The 16,280-nt window shown below is 69.2% G+C and carries 27 protein-coding genes; 24 read left to right on the top strand and 3 right to left on the bottom strand.

The window, feature by feature from the left end:
• Positions 1–24 precede the first annotated feature (24 nt).
• From VB738_RS10870 to VB738_RS10860, 3 genes are read right to left on the bottom strand one after another with little or no spacing between them, the layout of a single operon-like run.
• A complete protein-coding gene (locus tag VB738_RS10870) occupies positions 25–1,107 on the bottom strand; it encodes an LdpA C-terminal domain-containing domain (RefSeq protein ID WP_323305748.1) in 1,083 nt (360 codons plus the stop codon).
• A gap of 45 nt (positions 1,108–1,152) precedes the next feature.
• On the bottom strand, positions 1,153–2,409 hold the full coding sequence (locus VB738_RS10865) for a sodium:proton antiporter (protein WP_323305747.1): 1,257 nt from the start codon (positions 2,407–2,409) through the stop codon (positions 1,153–1,155).
• A 47-nt stretch (positions 2,410–2,456) separates the two neighbouring features.
• On the bottom strand, positions 2,457–2,918 hold the full coding sequence (locus VB738_RS10860) for an NAD(P)H-quinone oxidoreductase subunit N (protein WP_043325625.1): 462 nt from the start codon (positions 2,916–2,918) through the stop codon (positions 2,457–2,459).
• Positions 2,919–3,329: 411 nt separating this feature from the next.
• Here VB738_RS10860 and rplC point away from each other — a divergent pair, with 411 nt between their 5' ends.
• The 24 genes from rplC to VB738_RS10740 all read left to right on the top strand — a co-directional run bounded on the left by rplC (position 3,330) and on the right by VB738_RS10740 (position 16,269).
• A complete protein-coding gene (rplC, locus tag VB738_RS10855; protein WP_159820413.1) occupies positions 3,330–3,977 on the top strand; it encodes a 50S ribosomal protein L3 in 648 nt (215 codons plus the stop codon).
• A gap of 11 nt (positions 3,978–3,988) precedes the next feature.
• Positions 3,989–4,624, top strand: coding sequence for a 50S ribosomal protein L4 (gene rplD, locus VB738_RS10850; protein ID WP_323305746.1), 636 nt, complete (start codon positions 3,989–3,991; stop codon positions 4,622–4,624).
• Positions 4,617–4,919, top strand: coding sequence for a 50S ribosomal protein L23 (locus VB738_RS10845; protein WP_015109402.1), 303 nt, complete (start codon positions 4,617–4,619; stop codon positions 4,917–4,919). Before rplD ends, VB738_RS10845 begins: the two co-directional genes overlap by 8 nt.
• Positions 4,920–4,934: 15 nt before the next feature.
• On the top strand, positions 4,935–5,798 hold the full coding sequence (gene rplB, locus VB738_RS10840) for a 50S ribosomal protein L2 (RefSeq protein ID WP_094586022.1): 864 nt from the start codon (positions 4,935–4,937) through the stop codon (positions 5,796–5,798).
• A 35-nt stretch (positions 5,799–5,833) separates the two neighbouring features.
• Positions 5,834–6,109 carry a 30S ribosomal protein S19 gene (rpsS, locus tag VB738_RS10835; protein ID WP_015109404.1) on the top strand — a complete coding sequence of 92 codons (276 nt, stop codon included), beginning with the start codon at positions 5,834–5,836 and terminating at the stop codon, positions 6,107–6,109.
• A gap of 4 nt (positions 6,110–6,113) precedes the next feature.
• On the top strand, positions 6,114–6,473 hold the full coding sequence (gene rplV, locus VB738_RS10830) for a 50S ribosomal protein L22 (RefSeq protein ID WP_015109405.1): 360 nt from the start codon (positions 6,114–6,116) through the stop codon (positions 6,471–6,473).
• Between the two features lie 19 nt (positions 6,474–6,492).
• Positions 6,493–7,221, top strand: a complete 729-nt coding sequence (gene rpsC, locus VB738_RS10825) for a 30S ribosomal protein S3 (protein ID WP_015109406.1) — start codon at positions 6,493–6,495, stop codon at positions 7,219–7,221.
• 16 nt (positions 7,222–7,237) lie between these two features.
• On the top strand, positions 7,238–7,696 hold the full coding sequence (gene rplP / locus VB738_RS10820; protein ID WP_106221673.1) for a 50S ribosomal protein L16: 459 nt from the start codon (positions 7,238–7,240) through the stop codon (positions 7,694–7,696).
• A 2-nt stretch (positions 7,697–7,698) separates the two neighbouring features.
• Positions 7,699–7,911, top strand: coding sequence for a 50S ribosomal protein L29 (gene rpmC, locus VB738_RS10815; protein WP_323305745.1), 213 nt, complete (start codon positions 7,699–7,701; stop codon positions 7,909–7,911).
• Between the two features lie 16 nt (positions 7,912–7,927).
• Positions 7,928–8,179 carry a 30S ribosomal protein S17 gene (gene rpsQ / locus VB738_RS10810; protein ID WP_015109409.1) on the top strand — a complete coding sequence of 84 codons (252 nt, stop codon included), beginning with the start codon at positions 7,928–7,930 and terminating at the stop codon, positions 8,177–8,179.
• A 10-nt stretch (positions 8,180–8,189) separates the two neighbouring features.
• Positions 8,190–8,555, top strand: coding sequence for a 50S ribosomal protein L14 (gene rplN, locus VB738_RS10805; protein WP_015109410.1), 366 nt, complete (start codon positions 8,190–8,192; stop codon positions 8,553–8,555).
• 1 nt (position 8,556) lies between these two features.
• Positions 8,557–8,913, top strand: coding sequence for a 50S ribosomal protein L24 (gene rplX, locus VB738_RS10800; protein ID WP_323305744.1), 357 nt, complete (start codon positions 8,557–8,559; stop codon positions 8,911–8,913).
• Between the two features lie 119 nt (positions 8,914–9,032).
• Positions 9,033–9,572 carry a 50S ribosomal protein L5 gene (gene rplE / locus VB738_RS10795; protein WP_015109412.1) on the top strand — a complete coding sequence of 180 codons (540 nt, stop codon included), beginning with the start codon at positions 9,033–9,035 and terminating at the stop codon, positions 9,570–9,572.
• A gap of 20 nt (positions 9,573–9,592) precedes the next feature.
• A complete protein-coding gene (rpsH, locus tag VB738_RS10790; RefSeq protein WP_015109413.1) occupies positions 9,593–9,994 on the top strand; it encodes a 30S ribosomal protein S8 in 402 nt (133 codons plus the stop codon).
• Positions 9,995–10,010: 16 nt separating this feature from the next.
• Positions 10,011–10,550: a 50S ribosomal protein L6 gene (gene rplF / locus VB738_RS10785; RefSeq protein ID WP_323305743.1), complete on the top strand. Its 540-nt coding sequence runs from the start codon at positions 10,011–10,013 to the stop codon at positions 10,548–10,550.
• A gap of 32 nt (positions 10,551–10,582) precedes the next feature.
• The gene (gene rplR / locus VB738_RS10780; protein WP_015109415.1) at positions 10,583–10,948 is read left to right on the top strand and encodes a 50S ribosomal protein L18; all 366 of its coding nucleotides are present in this window, start codon (positions 10,583–10,585) and stop codon (positions 10,946–10,948) included.
• 14 nt (positions 10,949–10,962) lie between these two features.
• Positions 10,963–11,628, top strand: coding sequence for a 30S ribosomal protein S5 (gene rpsE / locus VB738_RS10775; protein WP_015109416.1), 666 nt, complete (start codon positions 10,963–10,965; stop codon positions 11,626–11,628).
• 8 nt (positions 11,629–11,636) lie between these two features.
• Entirely contained in the window at positions 11,637–12,092 is a 456-nt protein-coding gene (gene rplO / locus VB738_RS10770) for a 50S ribosomal protein L15 (RefSeq protein ID WP_323305742.1), read from the top strand.
• Positions 12,093–12,199: 107 nt separating this feature from the next.
• The gene (secY, locus tag VB738_RS10765) at positions 12,200–13,519 is read left to right on the top strand and encodes a preprotein translocase subunit SecY (RefSeq protein WP_323206763.1); all 1,320 of its coding nucleotides are present in this window, start codon (positions 12,200–12,202) and stop codon (positions 13,517–13,519) included.
• A gap of 24 nt (positions 13,520–13,543) precedes the next feature.
• A complete protein-coding gene (locus tag VB738_RS10760) occupies positions 13,544–14,095 on the top strand; it encodes an adenylate kinase (RefSeq protein WP_323305741.1) in 552 nt (183 codons plus the stop codon).
• Positions 14,096–14,138: 43 nt separating this feature from the next.
• Positions 14,139–14,252, top strand: a complete 114-nt coding sequence (rpmJ, locus tag VB738_RS10755) for a 50S ribosomal protein L36 (protein WP_006173336.1) — start codon at positions 14,139–14,141, stop codon at positions 14,250–14,252.
• A gap of 66 nt (positions 14,253–14,318) precedes the next feature.
• Positions 14,319–14,684 carry a 30S ribosomal protein S13 gene (rpsM, locus tag VB738_RS10750; protein WP_015109420.1) on the top strand — a complete coding sequence of 122 codons (366 nt, stop codon included), beginning with the start codon at positions 14,319–14,321 and terminating at the stop codon, positions 14,682–14,684.
• A gap of 171 nt (positions 14,685–14,855) precedes the next feature.
• The gene (gene rpsK, locus VB738_RS10745) at positions 14,856–15,248 is read left to right on the top strand and encodes a 30S ribosomal protein S11 (protein ID WP_094586009.1); all 393 of its coding nucleotides are present in this window, start codon (positions 14,856–14,858) and stop codon (positions 15,246–15,248) included.
• A gap of 82 nt (positions 15,249–15,330) precedes the next feature.
• Positions 15,331–16,269 (top strand): DNA-directed RNA polymerase subunit alpha, encoded by a 939-nt coding sequence (locus tag VB738_RS10740; protein ID WP_094586008.1) that lies wholly within the window; start codon positions 15,331–15,333, stop codon positions 16,267–16,269.
• Positions 16,270–16,280: the final 11 nt, after the last annotated feature.

The following is a 16,280-nucleotide window of genomic DNA, read 5'->3' as shown; positions in this document are numbered from 1 at the left end:
GGCGGGGGGAGCTGCCCGTTCGTTCTAGCCGGGCCAGGGGCCCGCCAGACCCCGGGGGCCGCAGGCACCGCGGGCCAGCCAGGGGGCCACCAGCGCCTCGGCGATGGCCAGGGCCCGGGGCCAGAGCAGGGGCAGGTCCAGCAGCCGTCGCCCCTCGGCCTGGGCCTCCCGCAGCAAAGGCTGCAGCTGGCGGCGGGCCACCCCCCCAAAGGCCACCCCGGCCGCCCGGGGCCCGGCCGACGGGGAGCGGGCCAGCACCGCCAGGGTGTGGGCATTGGTGCCGCCGGCCAGCTGCAGGGGGCCCGGCGGCGCCAGCGGCCCCAGCCGCTCCAGCAGGCCCACCGCCGCATGGGCCGTGCCGGCCCCCACATCACCGCTCATCGGCCGCCCGTCCAGCTGCCAGAGCGGCCGGAAGCCGGCCCCGCGCAGCAGGCGGAACCGCGCCCAGAGCTCCGCCGACAGCTCTTCCACCGTGGCGCCTCCCTCCAGGGCCGCGCTCACCGCCACCCGCTGCAGCGGCACCCCGCTGGCGGCCAGCTGGGCCACCCGATCGCCGAAGGCCTCCAGCCGCCCCGGCCGGGTGTGCAGCTCCACCGCATCGGGGGCCAACTGCGCCAGCAGGCCCCCCACACCGGCCGCCTCCAGCACCTGGTTGCGCTCCTCGATCAGCCCCAGGGGACAGGCCGGCAGGCAGCGGCCGCAGCCGTAGCAGCGCTCCTCCACCACCCCCGTGCCGCCGATCGCCAGGGCGGGGCAGACCCGCTCGCAGGGCCGGGGGCAGGCGGGGGGGCAGCGGCCCGGGTCGAACCAGGCCTTGCGGAAGTGGGGGTCGAGGCCGTCACTGAGGCTGACCATCAGCCAGGGACGGGTCGCGCCCCTGGCCTCGGCCCAGGCCATGCCCCGCCGCGCCGCGGCCACCACCGCCGGATCGGCGGCCACATCGATGCAGTGGACCCCGGCCAGGGCATGGATGCCGGCCAGGTCCTCGATGGCGGCCAGATCCTGGTTGCTGGCCCCGCCGATCAGCTTCACCCAACGGCCGGCGGCCAGGGCCTGCTCGGGGTCCTGGCGGAGCAGCGGCGCGGGGCCCCGGAGTACGGCACCCATGGATGGCGGTGGGGGGAAGGATCGATCCTGCCACCGGCTCGCCCCTCAGCCGGCCTGGGAGGGCTCCGCCGCAACCTCGGGCTGGGCGAGCCCGAGGCGCTGCACCAGCCAGGGGGCGGTGAACCCCTGCAGGCCCACGGTGATCAGGATGGTCAGGAACACCAGACCCTTGAGGGTGGCCCCCCCAGGGACCTCGGCCCGGTCGAGCTCAAGGGCGAACAGGCTCACCACCGCCGCGGTGACGATGCCCCGCGGAGCGATCCAGCTGAGCAGGGCCTTCTCCTTCCAGTCGAGGCTGGGCAGGCCGAGGCCCGTCAGCTGGATCAGGGGCCAGCGCACCAGCATCAGGGCCAGCACGCAGCCCAGGCCGCCCAGGCCGAGGGGACTGAGCTCGGCCCAGGAGACATCGGCCGCCAGCAGGGGAAACAGCACCGTGATGGCCAGCATGGCCAGCTGGCGGATCAACTCGTCGAGCTGGGTGGCGGCTGCATCGAGGCGCAGCCCCACCACCACCCCGGCGCCCACCGCCGCCGGCAGGCCCGACTCCGGCAGCAGCGCCTCGCAGCCGCTGAACATCAGGAACAGCACCCCGAGGGTGAGCTGCAGCTCCAGACCATTGCCATTGGCGACGGGCACCCCCTCGGCCGCCCGGGACGCCGCGACGGCCCCCAGCCGTCGGAGGGCCTCCGAGAGCAGCAAGCCGGCCAGGCCGCCGAGGACCACCCCGCCCCCCAGGCGCAGGAGCAGGCGGGAGGCCACCTCCTGCCAGCTGCCCAGGTCCCCAAGGGTCACCTGGAGCAGCACCAGGCCGAGCACGGCACTGACCGGCTCGAGGATCAGGCCCTCGGCCTCCAGCAGCTGGCCCAGCTTCGGAGCCAGACGCAGCTGGCGCACCATCGGGGTGACCACCGTGGGTCCGGTGGCCAGGGCGATAGCGCCGTAGACCAGCGCGAGGGACCAGGGCAGGCCCGCCAGGACGTGGGCCAGCAGGGCCGCCAGGGGCAGCCCCAGCACCAGGCGCACCAGCACCAGCTGCAGCACCGACCGCTGCAGATCGCGGCCGGCCAGGCGCAGATTGAGCCCACCGTCGAAGAGCACCAGGCTCACGAGCAGACCGACCAGGGGCTCCAGGCCGGCGCCCAGGTTCTCGGGATGGACCAGGTCGAAACCGGCATGGCCCGTGAGCAGGCCGATCGCCAGCAGCAGCACCACCGCCGGCTGGCCGGTGAGCCAGGCCGTGGCCTGGGCCAGGGAGCCGGCGAAGAAGGCCGAACCCCAGATCAATCCGAGCCGCTCACTCAAGGCCCTGGAGTCCGAGGAACGGGCCCAGGCTATGGGGTGGACCCGGCTCAGGCCGGCACGAGCTGCTCGAGGGGCTGCCAGCGCAGGGCCCTGGCGCCGCCCATCTCCACCACCAGCTTCAGGCGCGGTTCGCGGCGGCAGAGCTCGCAGAGGGCAGCCAGCTCCGAGCTGCTCAGCACCTGGCCCTCCAGCAGCCAGAGGAGCACCGGCCCGTCGCCGGCCAGGGCAGGGCCCAGCTGGGGCATCACCCGCTGCACCTCACCCACGGCAGCCGCCCGGCCGACGCTGTGGTGGCCGAGGTGGGGGGGCCGGATGCCATGCAGCTGCATCAGGTAGGCCTCCGGATCCCCCAGCCCACGGGCGGAGGTGAGATGGGCCCGGTACCCGGCCGCCCGCAGCCGCCGCAGCAGCCGTGTCTCGGCACCGCCCTCCAGGGGAACGAACAGGGCGAGGGCACCGCAGCGCTCCAGCTCGGTGCGGAAACCACGGCCGGTCATCAGCAGAGGCATCGGGAGCGGCAGGCGAATCGGGGCTGAGTCTGACAGCCGGAGAGGGTCCCGCAGGTGGTGGTGCACACCATGGGGTACTGTTGTCTCTTGTGCCGAAGATCTGTGCCCGTCCGCTAGCCGGGCCTCCAGAGAACGGTACGGGGTCCGTCAGTGGTGACGAACCCTTCCCGGCTCGTACGACTCCTTCAGCGCTCGTCGCTGTCAGGACCGTCGGGATACTGCTCGAGGCCTCACCGCTTCCGGCAAGTCCCAGCCAGCTGATTCGCCTCGCTAGCTCCTGACCCTCGGGTCAATCTGCGATTCCACGAATTCAGCCCCCCGCCGTCCAGCGGGTCCACCACGGATGTCGGGCCTCGGCCCGGATCCCTGGCGACTCGCCGCGGCAGTCCAGCTGGTGTTGTTCTCCCTCCCATGTCCATCGGCATTCTCGGGAAGAAGCTGGGTATGTCCCAGTTCTTCGACGAAGAAGGCAAATCCATTCCGGTCACCCTGATCGAAGCGGGTCCCTGCCGCATCACCCAACTCAAGAGCGAAGCCACCGACGGCTACACCGCGGTGCAGCTCGGCTTCGGCGAGACGCGCGACAAGCTCGTCAACAAACCGGCCAAGGGCCACCTGGCCAAATCCGGCGAGGCGCCCCTGCGGCACCTCAAGGAGTACCGGCTGGAGGCCATCGACGGCCTCGAGCTCGGGGCCGCCGTCACCGTCGGTGACTTCGCCCCCGGCCAGAAGGTCGACGTCAGCGGTGACACGATCGGCCGCGGCTTCTCGGGCTACCAGAAGCGCCACGGCTTCAGCCGCGGCCCGATGAGCCACGGCTCCAAGAACCACCGCGAACCGGGTTCCACCGGCGCCGGCACCACCCCCGGCCGGGTCTACCCCGGCAAGCGGATGGCCGGCCGCTACGGCGGCAAGCAGATCACCACCCGCGGCCTCACCATCCTCAAGGTGGATGCAGACCGCAATCTGCTCGTGGTCAAGGGCTCGGTTCCCGGCAAGCCTGGCGCCCTGCTCGACATCCGCCCGGCCCGGCGGGTGGGCGTCCCCGCAGCGAACTGAGGAGAACACCCATGACTGACTGTGTGATCCGCGACTGGCAAGGCAAGGAGAGCGGCAAGGCTCCCCTCGACCTCAAGGTCGCCAAGGAAACATCCGCCAACGGCCTGCTGCACCGCGCCGTGGTCCGCCAGCTGGCCCACGCCCGTCAGGGCACCGCCAGCACCCTCACCCGGGCCGAAGTGGCCGGCGGCGGCCGCAAGCCCTACAAGCAGAAGGGCACCGGCCGGGCTCGCCAGGGCTCCATCCGCACCCCGCTGCGGCCCGGTGGTGGCGTGATCTTCGGACCCAAGCCCCGCAGCTACGCGGTGTCGATGAACCGCAAGGAGCGCCGCCTGGCCCTGCGCACCGCCCTGATGAGCCGCGTCGCGGACATCACCGTGGTGAAAGGCTTCGCCGAGGGGCTCGATACCCCGAAAACGAAGGAAATCACCGCCGCCCTGGCCCGCTTCGGCATCGACGCCGGCGCCAAGGTGCTGCTGATCCTCGACGGCGCCTCCGAGGCGGTCTCCCGCTCGGTGCGCAACCTCGAGAAGGTGAAGCTGATCGCCGCCGATCAGCTGAACGTGTTCGATCTGCTCCATGCCAACAAGCTGGTGCTCAGCGAAGAGGCACTGGCGAAGATTCAGGAGGTCTACGGCGATGTCTGAGCGTTTTGCAGGTCGGCTGGCGGACGTGATCCGTCGCCCGCTGATCACCGAGAAGGCCACCCGCGCCATCGAGATCAACCAGTACACCTTCGAGGTGGACCATCGGGCCGCCAAGCCCGACATCAAGGCGGCCGTCGAACACCTGTTCGATGTCAAGGTCGTCGGCGTCAGCACCATGAATCCCCCCCGCCGCACCCGTCGGGTGGGGCGCTTCGCCGGCAAACGCGCCCAGGTGAAGAAAGCGGTGGTGCGCCTTGCCGAAGGCAACGCCATCCAGTTGTTCCCTGAGTCCTGAGGGGTCTGAAACGTCATGGCAATCCGCAACTACAGGCCCAACACCCCCGGCACCCGAACGCTGGTCGTCACCGACTTCAGCGACATCACGGGCAAGAACCGGGAACGGGGCCTGGTGGTGTCCAAGCACCGCCACAAGGGCCGCAACAACCGCGGCGTCATCACCTGCCGCCACCGCGGCGGTGGCCACAAGCGCCTCTACCGCATCGTCGACTTCCGTCGCGACAAGCACGGGGTGAGCGCCAAGGTGGCCGCGATCCACTACGACCCGCACCGCAACGCCCGTCTGGCGCTGCTCTATTACACCGACGGCGAGAAGCGCTACATCCTTGCCCCCGCCAACGTGGCGGTGGGCCAGAGCGTCATCTCCGGCCCCGACGCCCCGATCGAGAACGGCAACGCCCTGCCGCTCTCGGCCATCCCCCTGGGCTCGAGCGTTCACAACGTGGAGCTCTACGCCGGGCGCGGCGGTCAGATGGTCCGCACCGCCGGGGCCAGCGCCCAGGTGGTGGCCAAGGAAGGGGACTACGTCGCCCTCAAGCTGCCCTCCACCGAGGTGCGGCTGGTGCGCCGGGAGTGCTACGCCACCCTCGGTGAGGTGGGCAACGCCGAGCAGCGCAACACCAGCCTGGGCAAGGCCGGCCGCAAGCGCTGGCTGGGCCGCCGTCCGGAAGTGCGCGGCAGCGTCATGAACCCCTGCGACCACCCCCACGGTGGTGGTGAGGGCCGGGCACCGATCGGCCGTTCCGGTCCGGTCACGCCCTGGGGCAAACCCGCCCTGGGCCTCAAGACCCGCAAGCGCAACAAGCCGAGCAACCGGTTCGTGCTGCGGAAACGACGCCGCACCTCCAAACGGAGCCGTGGCGGACGCGACTCCTGATGACCCACACCGCTCTGCTGTTCGCCTGATCCGCCATGGGACGCTCACTCAAGAAAGGCCCGTTCGTCGCCGACCACCTGCTCCGCAAGGTGGAGAAGCAGAACGCCGCCGACGACAAGACCGTGATCAAGACCTGGTCACGGGCCTCCACCATCCTGCCGATGATGATCGGCCACACCATTGCCGTTCACAACGGCAAGGCCCACGTGCCCGTCTACGTGACGGAGCAGATGGTGGGCCACAAGCTGGGCGAATTCGCCCCCACCCGCACGTTCCGCGGTCACATCAAAGACAAGAAGGGAGGCCGCTGATCCGATGGCAACCACCACACCCGACACCCAGGCCCTGGCGCACGGCCGCTTCATCCGCGGTTCCGTGTCCAAGGTGCGCCGGGTTCTCGATCAGATCCGGGGTCGCACCTACCGCGACGCCCTGATCATGCTCGAGTTCATGCCCTACCGCTCCACGGGCCCGATCACCAAGGTGCTCCGCTCCGCGGTCGCCAATGCCGAGCACAACCTCGGCCTCGATCCGGCCACCCTGGTCATCAGCCAGGCCAGCGCCGACATGGGACCCTCCCTGAAGCGGTTCCGGCCCCGGGCCCAGGGCCGCGCCTACGCCATCAAAAAGCAAACCTGCCACATCAGCATTGCTGTGGCAGCGCCCACCGCCTGACCCCCGAGGACACCGCCCGATGGGACACAAGATCCATCCAACCGGCCTGCGCCTGGGGATCACCCAGGACCACCGCTCCCGCTGGTACGCCCCAAGCAAGACCTACCCCGTCCTCCTTCAGGAGGACGACCGGATCCGGTCGTTCATCAACAAGAAGTACGCCGCCGCCGGCATCAGCGACGTGCTGATCGCCCGTAAGGCCGACCAGCTCGAAGTGGAACTCAAGACCGCCCGTCCGGGCGTTCTCGTGGGCCGCCAGGGCAGCGGCATCGAAGAGCTGCGCACCGGCATCCAGAAGACCCTCGGCGACGCCCACCGTCAGGTGCGCATCAACGTGGTCGAGGTGGAGCGGGTCGACGCCGACGCCTTCCTGCTGGCCGAGTACATCGCCCAGCAGCTGGAGAAGCGGGTGGCCTTCCGGCGCGTCATGCGCATGGCGGTGCAGCGCGCCCAGCGGGCCGGGGTGCTGGGTCTCAAGCTCCAGGTGAGCGGCCGCCTCAACGGCGCCGAAATCGCCCGGACGGAGTGGACCCGCGAGGGTCGCGTGCCCCTGCACACGCTCCGCGCCGACATCGACTACGCCACCAAGGTGGCCACCACCACCTACGGGGTGCTGGGCATCAAGGTCTGGGTGTTCAAAGGGGAGGTGCTTCCCGGTCAGCAGGACCAGCTGCCCGTGGGTGGAGCACCGAAACGCCGCGCCAACCGCCGGCCGCAACAGTTCGAAGACCGCTCCAACGAGGAGTGATCAGGAGGCCTGAACCATGCTGAGTCCAAAACGCGTCAAGTTCCGAAAGCAGCAGCGAGGCCGCATGCGCGGCATCGCCACGCGCGGCAACACCATCGCCTTCGGCGATTTCGCCCTGCAGGCCCAGGAGTGCGGGTGGATCACCTCCCGCCAGATCGAGGCCAGCCGCCGTGCCATGACCCGCTACGTCAAGCGGGGCGGGAAGATCTGGATCCGGATCTTCCCTGACAAGCCCGTCACCATGCGGCCGGCCGAAACCCGCATGGGGTCCGGTAAGGGCAACCCGGAATTCTGGGTGGCCGTGATCAAGCCGGGGCGCATTCTCTTCGAGATGGGCGGCCCGGAGATCACCCCCCAGATCGCCAAGGAAGCCATGCGTCTGGCCCAGTACAAACTGCCGGTCAAGACGAAGTTCCTCGCCCTGGCCGATCAGGAGGCAGCCGCCCCCGAACCCGCCCTCGCCGTCGAATCCTGACCATGGCCCGTCCCACCATCACCGATGTGCGGTCGCTCAGCGACACCCAGATCGGCGAACAGATCGACGGCGTCCGTCGCGAACTGTTCGACCTCCGCTTCCAGCAGGCCACCCGCCGTCTGGAGCACCCGCACCGCTTCAAGGAGGCCCGCATCAAGCTGGCCCACCTGCTGACGGTGCAGCAGGAGCGTCAAAGCTCCACCGTCGCCTCCTGATTCCCCCTCGATCCCCATGGCACTCAAGGAAAGGGTCGGCACCGTCGTCAGCGACAAGATGGACAAAACGGTGGTGGTGGCGGTGGAAAACCGCTTCCCCCACCCCATCTATCAGAAGACCGTCCGCCGTACCACCCGCTACAAAGCCCACGACGAAGCCAACAGCTGCCGCGTGGGTGACCGGGTCCGGATCACCGAGACCCGCCCCCTCAGCCGCACCAAACGTTGGGCCGTCGCTGAGGTTCTCTCCACCACCAGCGCCGGCTGAGGAACTCCCCATGATTCAGCAGGAAACCTTCCTCAACGTCGCTGACAACAGCGGCGCCAAGCGCATCCAGTGCATCCGGGTGCTCGGCACCAACCGTCGCTACGCCCACGTGGGCGATGTGATTGTGGCCGCCGTCAAGGACGCCATGCCCAACATGGGCGTCAAGAAGTCGGATGTGGTCAAGGCCGTAGTGGTGCGCACCCGGGCCACGCTGCGCCGTGACACCGGCAACGCCATCCGCTTCGACGACAACGCCGCGGTGATCCTGGGGAACGACAACAACCCCAAGGGCACCCGCGTCTTCGGCCCGGTCGCCCGGGAGCTGCGCGAGCGCAACTTCACCAAGATCGTGTCCCTCGCCCCGGAGGTGATCTGAGATGGCCACCGCAACCCCCAAGGCCCGGCCCGTTCAGCGCATCAAGATGCGCATCCGCAAGGGTGACACCGTCCAGGTGATCGCCGGCAAGGACAAGGGCAAGACCGGCGAGGTGCTGCGCACCCTGCCCAACGAGAACCGTGTCGTGGTGCAGGGCGTCAACCTGCGCACCCGCCACGTCAAGCCCACCCAGGAGGGCGAGACCGGCCGCATCGTCACCGAGGAAGCGTCCCTGCATGCCTCCAACGTGATGCTGTACTCCGCCGCCAACAAGGTGGCCAGCCGGGTGGAGATCGTCGTCCAGGAGGACGGCAGCAAGAAGCGCCGCCTCAAGAAGACCGGGGAGGTGCTCGACTGACCGCCCCCCACCGCGTCGCCGCCCCCATCCTCCGCGACGCCCCCCACGCTCCGCGTCCCTGCCTCCCTCCCCCGTCCGCCTTCTGACCACGTCCAGAAGCGCCCCCCCATCCCCCCGTCATGTCACTCAAACAGCGCTACCGGGAGACGATCCAGCCCAAGCTGCTGAAGGATCTCAACCTCTCCAACGTCCACGAGGTTCCCAAGGTGGTGAAGGTCACCGTCAACCGGGGCCTCGGTGAAGCCGCCCAGAACGCCAAGGCCCTCGAGGCCTCGATCACCGAACTGGCGACCATCACCGGTCAGAAGGTGGTGGTGACCCGCGCCAAGAAGGCCATCGCCGGCTTCAAGATCCGCCAGGGCATGCCGATCGGCGTGGCCGTCACCCTGCGGGGCGAGCGGATGTATGCCTTCCTCGAGCGTCTCATCCACCTGGCGCTGCCGCGCATCCGCGACTTCCGCGGTGTGAGCCCGAAGAGCTTCGACGGCCGGGGCAACTACACCCTGGGGATCCGGGAGCAGATCATCTTCCCCGAGATCTCCTTCGACAAGATCGATGCCATCCGGGGGATGGACGTCACGATCGTGACCAACGCCCGTAACGACGAAGAGGGCCGGGCCCTCCTCCGCGAAATGGGAATGCCGTTCCGCAATACCTGAGCCCCCTCCCGGACACGACCATGGCCAACCACGACCCGATCTCAGACATGCTCACCCGCCTTCGCAACGCGAGTGAGAAGCGCCACGAGCGCACCAGGATTCCCGCTTCCCGCCTCTCCCGCAGCATCGCCAACGTGCTCCACCAGGAAGGCTTCATCGGCGCCATCGCCGAGGAAGGCGAAGGTGTGCAGCGCCAGCTGGTGCTCGAGCTGAAGTACAGCGGCAAGCACCGCCAGCCCACCATCCGCTCCGTGCAGCGGGTGAGCAAGCCCGGCCTGCGCATCTACAAGAACACCCGCCAGCTGCCCAAGGTGCTGGGCGGCCTCGGCGTGGCGATCATCTCCACCTCCCGGGGTGTGATGAGCGACCGTGATGCCCGCAAGCAGGGCGTCGGCGGCGAAGTGCTCTGCTACGTCTACTGATCCCAGGAGTTGTTCCATGTCTCGTATCGGTAAAGCCCCGATCCCCATCCCCGACAAGGTCACCGTCAGCCTCGACGGCCTTTCGGTCACCGTGAAGGGTCCCAAGGGCGAACTCAGCCGCGTTCTTCCGGAGGGCGTCAGCGTCAGCCAGGACGGCGGCACCGTGGTGGTGAGTCCCACCAGCAGCCACCGCCGCTCCCGGGAGCGCCACGGCCTCAGCCGCACCCTCGTCGCCAACATGGTGGAAGGGGTCAGCCAGGGCTTCACCCGCAAGCTCGAGATCGTCGGTGTGGGCTACCGCGCCCAGGTCCAGGGGCGCAAGCTCGTGGTCAGCGCCGGCTACAGCCACCCGGTGGAGATGGTTCCCCCCGAAGGGGTCACCTTCTCGGTCGAGAACAACACCTCGGTCTTCGTCTCCGGCCCCGACAAGGAGCTGGTGGGCAACGAGGCGGCCAAGATCCGCGGCATCCGTCCGCCCGAGCCCTACAAGGGCAAAGGCATCAAGTACGAAGGTGAGCGGATTCTGCGCAAGGCCGGCAAGACCGGCAAGAAATGAGGTCTGCTCGAGCGTCATCCGTCTGATCCCCCATGTCTTCCCTCTCCCGCAAACAGCAGACCCAGAAGCGTCACCGCCGCCTGCGTCGTCTGCTCTCCGGCACCGCCGACCGTCCCAGGCTGGCCGTGTTCCGCTCCAACAACCACATCTACGCCCAGGTCATCGACGACGACGCCCAGAACACCCTCTGTGCCGCGTCCACCCTCGACAAGGACCTGCGCACCAGCGTCACCGCGGGCGCCAACTGCGATGCCTCCATCGCGGTGGGCCAGCTCGTCGCCCAGCGCGCCCTCGCCAAGGGCATCCAGCAGGTGGTCTTCGATCGCGGCGGCAACCTGTACCACGGCAGGGTCAAGGCCCTTGCTGACGCCGCCCGGGAAGCGGGCCTTCAGTTCTGATCCCTGCTCTCACCATGACCGAAACCAACGACCAGATCCAGACCGGCGCCGTGCCTGCGGCCTCCGACGTCCCCGCCGCTGCCGAAGGCCAGCAGGAGCAGCGCCGGGGCGGCGGTGGCGGTGGCCGCGGCGATGCCAAGGGTGACCGCCGCGGTGGCGGCGGCCGTGGCCGCGACAACCGCCGTGGCCAGGAACGCGACTCCGAATGGCAGGAGCGGGTGGTGCAGATCCGCCGCGTCTCCAAGACCGTCAAGGGCGGCAAGAAGATGAGCTTCCGGGCCATCGTCGTCGTCGGCAACGAACGCGGCCAGGTGGGCGTGGGCGTCGGCAAGGCCGGCGATGTCATCGGCGCCGTCCGCAAGGGCGTGGCCGACGGCAAGAAGCATCTGGTCAAGGTGCCCCTCACCCGCACCAGTTCGATCCCCACCCTCAGCAACGGCCGCGACGGCGCCGCCAGCGTGCTGATCCGGCCGGCCGCCCCCGGTACCGGGGTGATCGCGGGCGGTTCGATCCGCACCGTGCTCGAACTGGCCGGCATCAAGAACGTGCTGGCGAAACGGCTGGGCTCCAAGACCCCGCTCAACAACGCCCGCGCCGCCATGCAGGCCCTCGAAGGCCTGCGCACCCACAAGGAGACCGCCAAGGAGCGGGGCATCTCCCTCGAGCAGATCTACTCCTGAGGCCCGCCATGACGTCCTTCTCTCTCAACAGTCTCCAGCCCCAGACGGGCTCCCGCCGCCGCAAGCTGCGCAAGGGTCGCGGCATCGCCGCCGGCCAGGGCGCCAGCTGCGGTTTCGGCATGCGCGGCCAGAAGTCCCGCTCCGGCCGGCCCACCCGCCCCGGCTTCGAGGGTGGCCAGATGCCCCTCTACCGCCGGATCCCGAAGCTCAAGCACTTCCCGGTCATCAACCCCACCCACTACACCGTGATCAACGTGTCGCGGCTGGGTGAGCTGAAGGCCGGCAGCACGGTCAGCCTCGAGTCCCTCGAGCAGGCGGGCCTGGTCACCAGCCCCCGCTACCCGCTGAAGGTGCTCGGCAACGGCGAACTGACGGTGAAACTGACGGTCCAGGCCGCCGCCTTCACCGCCTCGGCCCGCGCCAAGATCGAAGCCGCCGGCGGCTCCTGCGAGATCATCGACTGAGGCCGGGCCCTGCCCTGCCCCCAGCCGCGAGCCGCCTGCCCGTAGCCTTGTGCTGCGGCAGGCGGCTCCGGTCGTAGCGACCCGTTCCCACCACTCCCGACATCACCATGCTCCTCAGCCGGGGGCGCAATCCGAGCGCCGCTGAAATCCTCGTCCAGCTGGTCCAGTCAAAGGGCCTGCGGGACCGGGTGCTCACCACCCTGGGCCTGCTGCTGCTGGTGCGACTCGGCATCTACATCCCGGTGCCCGGCATCGATCGGGTCGCCTTCCAGGACTTCATCCGTCAGGGGGGTCAGCTGATCGGCTTCCTCGACATCTTCACCGGCGGCGGCCTCTCCACCCTGGGCGTGTTCGCCCTGGGCATCCTGCCCTTCATCAACGCCTCGATCATCATCCAGCTGATGACGGCGGCCCTGCCCCAGCTCGAGGAGCTGCAGAAGAACGAGGGGGAGGCCGGGCGCCGCAAGCTGGCCCAGATCACCCGCTACGTGGCCCTGGGCTGGGGCATCCTCCAGAGCATCGTCTTCGCCCTGATCCTGCGGCAGTACGCCCTGCCCGGCCTGCCGGACTGGCTGTTCGTCGTCCAGACGAGCCTGGCCCTGGTGACCGGATCGATGGTGGTGATGTGGATCAGCGAGGTGATCACCGAACGGGGCATCGGCCAGGGGGCCTCCCTGGTGATCTTCATCAACATCGTCGCCACCCTGCCCAAGGCCCTCGGGTCCACCATCCAGCTGGCCCAGAGCGGCGACCGCGCCACGGTGGGTGGCATCGTCGTGCTGGTGCTGGTCTTCCTGGTGACGATCGTGGGCATCATCTTCCTGCAGGAGGGCAGCCGCCGCATCCCGATCGTCAGCGCCAAGCGCCAGGTGGGCGGGGCCAGCACCCTGGCCTCCCGCCAGAGCTACCTGCCCCTCAAGCTCAACGCCGGCGGGGTGATGCCGATCATCTTCGCCTCGGCGGTGGTCTTCCTGCCCCTGACGATCGCCAACCTCACCAAGAGCCCCTGGCTGATCCGGGTGGCGGGCTACCTCAACCCCACCAGCAGCACCCCCTGGCTCTACGCCCTGGTGTACTTCGCCCTGATCTGCGGCTTCGCCTTCTTCTACGCCTCCCTCACCGTCAACCCGGTGGACATCGCCACCAACCTGAAGCGCTCCGGCGTCGCCATCCCCGGGGTGCGGCCGGGCTCCGCCACGGCCGACTACCTCTCGGGCGTGTCCAACCGGCTCACCCTGCTGGGGGGCCTGTTCCTCGGCGCGATCGCGATCATCCCCTCGGCGGTGGAGGGGGCCACCCAGGTGCGCACCTTCCAGGGGCTCGGGGCCACCTCCCTGCTGATCCTGGTGGGCGTGGCGATCGATACCGCCAAGCAGGTTCAGACCTACGTGATCTCCCAGCGTTACGAAGGACTGGTCCGCCAATAGGCCCCTTCCCCCGTTTCCCTTCCCATGAAACAGCGACTCCTCTTCCTCGGTCCCCCCGGCGCCGGCAAGGGCACCCAGGCCGAGCTCCTGGCTGAACGTCACCAGCTGCTGCATCTCTCCACCGGCGACCTGCTGCGGGGGGAGGTCAAGGCCGGCACCGCCCTGGGCCAGGAGGCCGAGGCGGTGATGGCCCGCGGCGAGCTGGTGAGCGACGCCCTGGTGCTGGCGATCGTGCGCAGCCGCCTGGAGGGCCACACCGGCGGCTGGCTCCTGGACGGCTTCCCCCGCAACCTCGCCCAGGCCGAGGCGCTCGACGCCCTGCTGGCGGAGCTCGACCAGCGCATCGAACGGGTGCTGCTGCTGGAGCTGGAGGACGGCGTGCTGATCCAGCGCCTCCTCTCCCGGGGCCGGGCCGACGACAACGAGGCCGTGATCCGCAACCGCCTGGTGGTGTACCAGGAGCAGACCGCCCCCCTGATCGACCACTACCGCCAGCTGGGCCTGCTCTGCAGCGTGGAGGCCTCCGGCACCGTGGAGGCCATCGCAGGGAGGATCGTAGCCAGCTTGACGGACTGATGTGATAAGGTAGCTGTTTGCAAATTCGGAGAGCACAACGCCCATGAAGGTGCGTGCCTCAGTCAAGAAGATGTGCGACAAGTGCCGGGTGATCCGTCGCCACGGCCGGGTCATGGTGATCTGCACCAACCCGAAGCACAAGCAGCGTCAGGGTTGACCCCTCACGCCTTCACGGCGGCCGCCGTCGGCCGCCAACCCCTTTGCCCTCTGATCGTTTCCTGACGTGGCTCGGATCGCCGGTGTCGATATCCCTCGTGACAAGAGGGTTGAGATCTCACTCACTTACGTGTACGGGATCGGGCTCACCAGGGCCCGCAAGATTCTCGCCAAGTCGGGGGTCAACCCCGACATCCGGGTGAAGGACCTCAGCGACGGCGACGTGCAGAAGCTGCGCGGCGCTGCTGATTCCTTCGTCCTCGAGGGTGACCTGCGCCGCGAAGAGGGCATGGCCCTCAAGCGCCTGCAGGACATCGGCTGCCTGCGGGGTCGCCGTCACCGCATGGGCCTGCCCGTGCGCGGCCAGCGCACCCGCACCAACGCCCGCACTCGCCGCGGCGCCCGCAAGACCGTCGCCGGCAAGAAGAAGTGAGTTCCGGGCCTTCGGGCCCGCCCTCTCTTCCCTGTCTGCTCCACCTCCTGGCCCGTGGTCCCTTGCGGCAGCCATCGGGCTCCGGTCCCGCCGCCCTCCCCTTGGGGAGGTCGTCACCGGGGCTTCCCACAAGTCCTCCGATCACCTCCCCGCAGCTGCGGGGTCACCGCCATGGCCAAACCAGCCAAGAAAACCGGCCCCAAGAAGGCCAAGCGCAACGTGCCCAACGGGGTCGCTCACATCCAGAGCACCTTCAACAACACGATCGTCTCCATCACCGACACCGCCGGTGAAGTGGTGAGCTGGTCGTCGGCCGGCGCCAGCGGCTTCAAGGGAGCCCGCAAGGGCACCCCCTTCGCCGCCCAGACCGCCGCTGAAGCGGCCGCCCGTCGCGCCCTCGAGCAGGGCATGCGTCAGATCGAAGTGCTGGTGCGCGGCCCCGGCTCCGGCCGTGAAACCGCCATCCGTGCCCTCCAGGTGGCCGGTCTCGAGATCACCCTGATCCGCGACGTCACCCCCCTGCCCCACAACGGCTGCCGCCGGGCCAAGCGCCGCCGGGTCTGAGCCCCCGGAGTTTCTCCGGCCTCCGTCCCGCCTTCCCCGGGCCGCCCTCGCGGCCACCGTTCCCTTTTCACCTCCTCAGACCGTGTTGCACTACCAGATCGATCGGGTCGAGCACCAGGTCGCCGACGACCGTTCCCAGACGGGCGTCTTCCTGATCGGCCCCCTGGACCGGGGTCAGGCGACCACCCTCGGCAACGCCCTGCGGCGCGTGCTGATCGGTGGTCTCGAGGGAAGCGCCATCACGGCGGTGCGTCTCTCCGGGGTCAACCACGAGTACGCCACGGTGCCCGGGGTGCGCGAGGACGTGCTCGACATCCTGCTGAACTGCAAGTCGGTGCCGGTCAACAGCCGCAGCCGCGACCTGGAGATCGGCCGCCTCATGGTCAACGGCCCCGCCAGGGTCACCGCCTCGGATCTGCAGTTCTCCCCCCAGGTCCAGGTGATCGACGGCGACCGGGAGATCGCCACCGTGGCCGAGGGTCACAGCCTGGAGATGGAGGTTCACGTCGAGCGCGGCGTGGGCTACCGGCCGGTGGATCGCCACAACGAGGACACCTCCGCCATCGATCTCCTGCAGATCGATGCGGTGTTCATGCCCGTCCGTCGGGTCAACTACACCGTCGATGAGACCGCCGTTGGCGAAGGCGGTTCGGCCCATGAGCGCCTGCGCATCGAGATCGAGACCAACGGCAGCGTCACCCCCGACGACGCCATGGCCCAGGCGGCCAACCAGCTGATCAGCCTGTTCCAGCCCCTGGCCACCCTCACCATGACCGAGGAGCCCGGCCTGGAACCCGAGCCTTCGGCCGAGGCCCAGATTCCCCTGGAGGAGCTGAACCTCTCCGTGCGCGCCTACAACTGCCTCAAGCGCGCCCAGGTCAACTCCGTCTCCGACCTCATGGGCTTCAGCTACGAAGACCTGCTGGAGATCAAGAACTTCGGTTCCAAGTCCGCCGACGAGGTGATCGAGGCTCTCGAGAGGATCGGCATCTCCCTGCCCCAGAGCCGCACCAGCGGCTGAAAGGCGGTTCC

It is taken from the genome of Cyanobium gracile UHCC 0139, from assembly GCF_034931325.1.
Lineage (GTDB): Bacteria > Cyanobacteriota > Cyanobacteriia > PCC-6307 > Cyanobiaceae > Cyanobium > Cyanobium gracile_B.
Note: the sequence above shows the minus strand (reverse complement) of the source record. Positions and strands in the feature narration are given on the sequence as shown.

What these genes read in the sequence shown, in the direction of transcription:
- secY (WP_323206763.1), top strand. Translation starts at nt 12,200, where the DNA reads ATGCTCCTCAGCCGGGGGCGCAATCCGAGCGCCGCTGAAATCCTCGTC.
- rplB (WP_094586022.1), top strand. Translation starts at nt 4,935, where the DNA reads ATGGCAATCCGCAACTACAGGCCCAACACCCCCGGCACCCGAACGCTG.
- rplP (WP_106221673.1), top strand. Translation starts at nt 7,238, where the DNA reads ATGCTGAGTCCAAAACGCGTCAAGTTCCGAAAGCAGCAGCGAGGCCGC.
- VB738_RS10870 (WP_323305748.1), bottom strand. Translation starts at nt 1,107, where the DNA reads ATGGGTGCCGTACTCCGGGGCCCCGCGCCGCTGCTCCGCCAGGACCCC.
- rplV (WP_015109405.1), top strand. Translation starts at nt 6,114, where the DNA reads ATGGCAACCACCACACCCGACACCCAGGCCCTGGCGCACGGCCGCTTC.
- rpsC (WP_015109406.1), top strand. Translation starts at nt 6,493, where the DNA reads ATGGGACACAAGATCCATCCAACCGGCCTGCGCCTGGGGATCACCCAG.
- rplC (WP_159820413.1), top strand. Translation starts at nt 3,330, where the DNA reads ATGTCCATCGGCATTCTCGGGAAGAAGCTGGGTATGTCCCAGTTCTTC.
- VB738_RS10760 (WP_323305741.1), top strand. Translation starts at nt 13,544, where the DNA reads ATGAAACAGCGACTCCTCTTCCTCGGTCCCCCCGGCGCCGGCAAGGGC.
- rplR (WP_015109415.1), top strand. Translation starts at nt 10,583, where the DNA reads ATGTCTTCCCTCTCCCGCAAACAGCAGACCCAGAAGCGTCACCGCCGC.
- rplE (WP_015109412.1), top strand. Translation starts at nt 9,033, where the DNA reads ATGTCACTCAAACAGCGCTACCGGGAGACGATCCAGCCCAAGCTGCTG.
- rpmJ (WP_006173336.1), top strand. Translation starts at nt 14,139, where the DNA reads ATGAAGGTGCGTGCCTCAGTCAAGAAGATGTGCGACAAGTGCCGGGTG.
- VB738_RS10860 (WP_043325625.1), bottom strand. Translation starts at nt 2,918, where the DNA reads ATGCCTCTGCTGATGACCGGCCGTGGTTTCCGCACCGAGCTGGAGCGC.
- rpsQ (WP_015109409.1), top strand. Translation starts at nt 7,928, where the DNA reads ATGGCACTCAAGGAAAGGGTCGGCACCGTCGTCAGCGACAAGATGGAC.
- VB738_RS10845 (WP_015109402.1), top strand. Translation starts at nt 4,617, where the DNA reads ATGTCTGAGCGTTTTGCAGGTCGGCTGGCGGACGTGATCCGTCGCCCG.
- rpsS (WP_015109404.1), top strand. Translation starts at nt 5,834, where the DNA reads ATGGGACGCTCACTCAAGAAAGGCCCGTTCGTCGCCGACCACCTGCTC.
- rpsE (WP_015109416.1), top strand. Translation starts at nt 10,963, where the DNA reads ATGACCGAAACCAACGACCAGATCCAGACCGGCGCCGTGCCTGCGGCC.
- rplF (WP_323305743.1), top strand. Translation starts at nt 10,011, where the DNA reads ATGTCTCGTATCGGTAAAGCCCCGATCCCCATCCCCGACAAGGTCACC.
- rplN (WP_015109410.1), top strand. Translation starts at nt 8,190, where the DNA reads ATGATTCAGCAGGAAACCTTCCTCAACGTCGCTGACAACAGCGGCGCC.
- rplO (WP_323305742.1), top strand. Translation starts at nt 11,637, where the DNA reads ATGACGTCCTTCTCTCTCAACAGTCTCCAGCCCCAGACGGGCTCCCGC.
- rplD (WP_323305746.1), top strand. Translation starts at nt 3,989, where the DNA reads ATGACTGACTGTGTGATCCGCGACTGGCAAGGCAAGGAGAGCGGCAAG.
- rplX (WP_323305744.1), top strand. Translation starts at nt 8,557, where the DNA reads ATGGCCACCGCAACCCCCAAGGCCCGGCCCGTTCAGCGCATCAAGATG.
- rpsK (WP_094586009.1), top strand. Translation starts at nt 14,856, where the DNA reads ATGGCCAAACCAGCCAAGAAAACCGGCCCCAAGAAGGCCAAGCGCAAC.
- rpsH (WP_015109413.1), top strand. Translation starts at nt 9,593, where the DNA reads ATGGCCAACCACGACCCGATCTCAGACATGCTCACCCGCCTTCGCAAC.
- rpmC (WP_323305745.1), top strand. Translation starts at nt 7,699, where the DNA reads ATGGCCCGTCCCACCATCACCGATGTGCGGTCGCTCAGCGACACCCAG.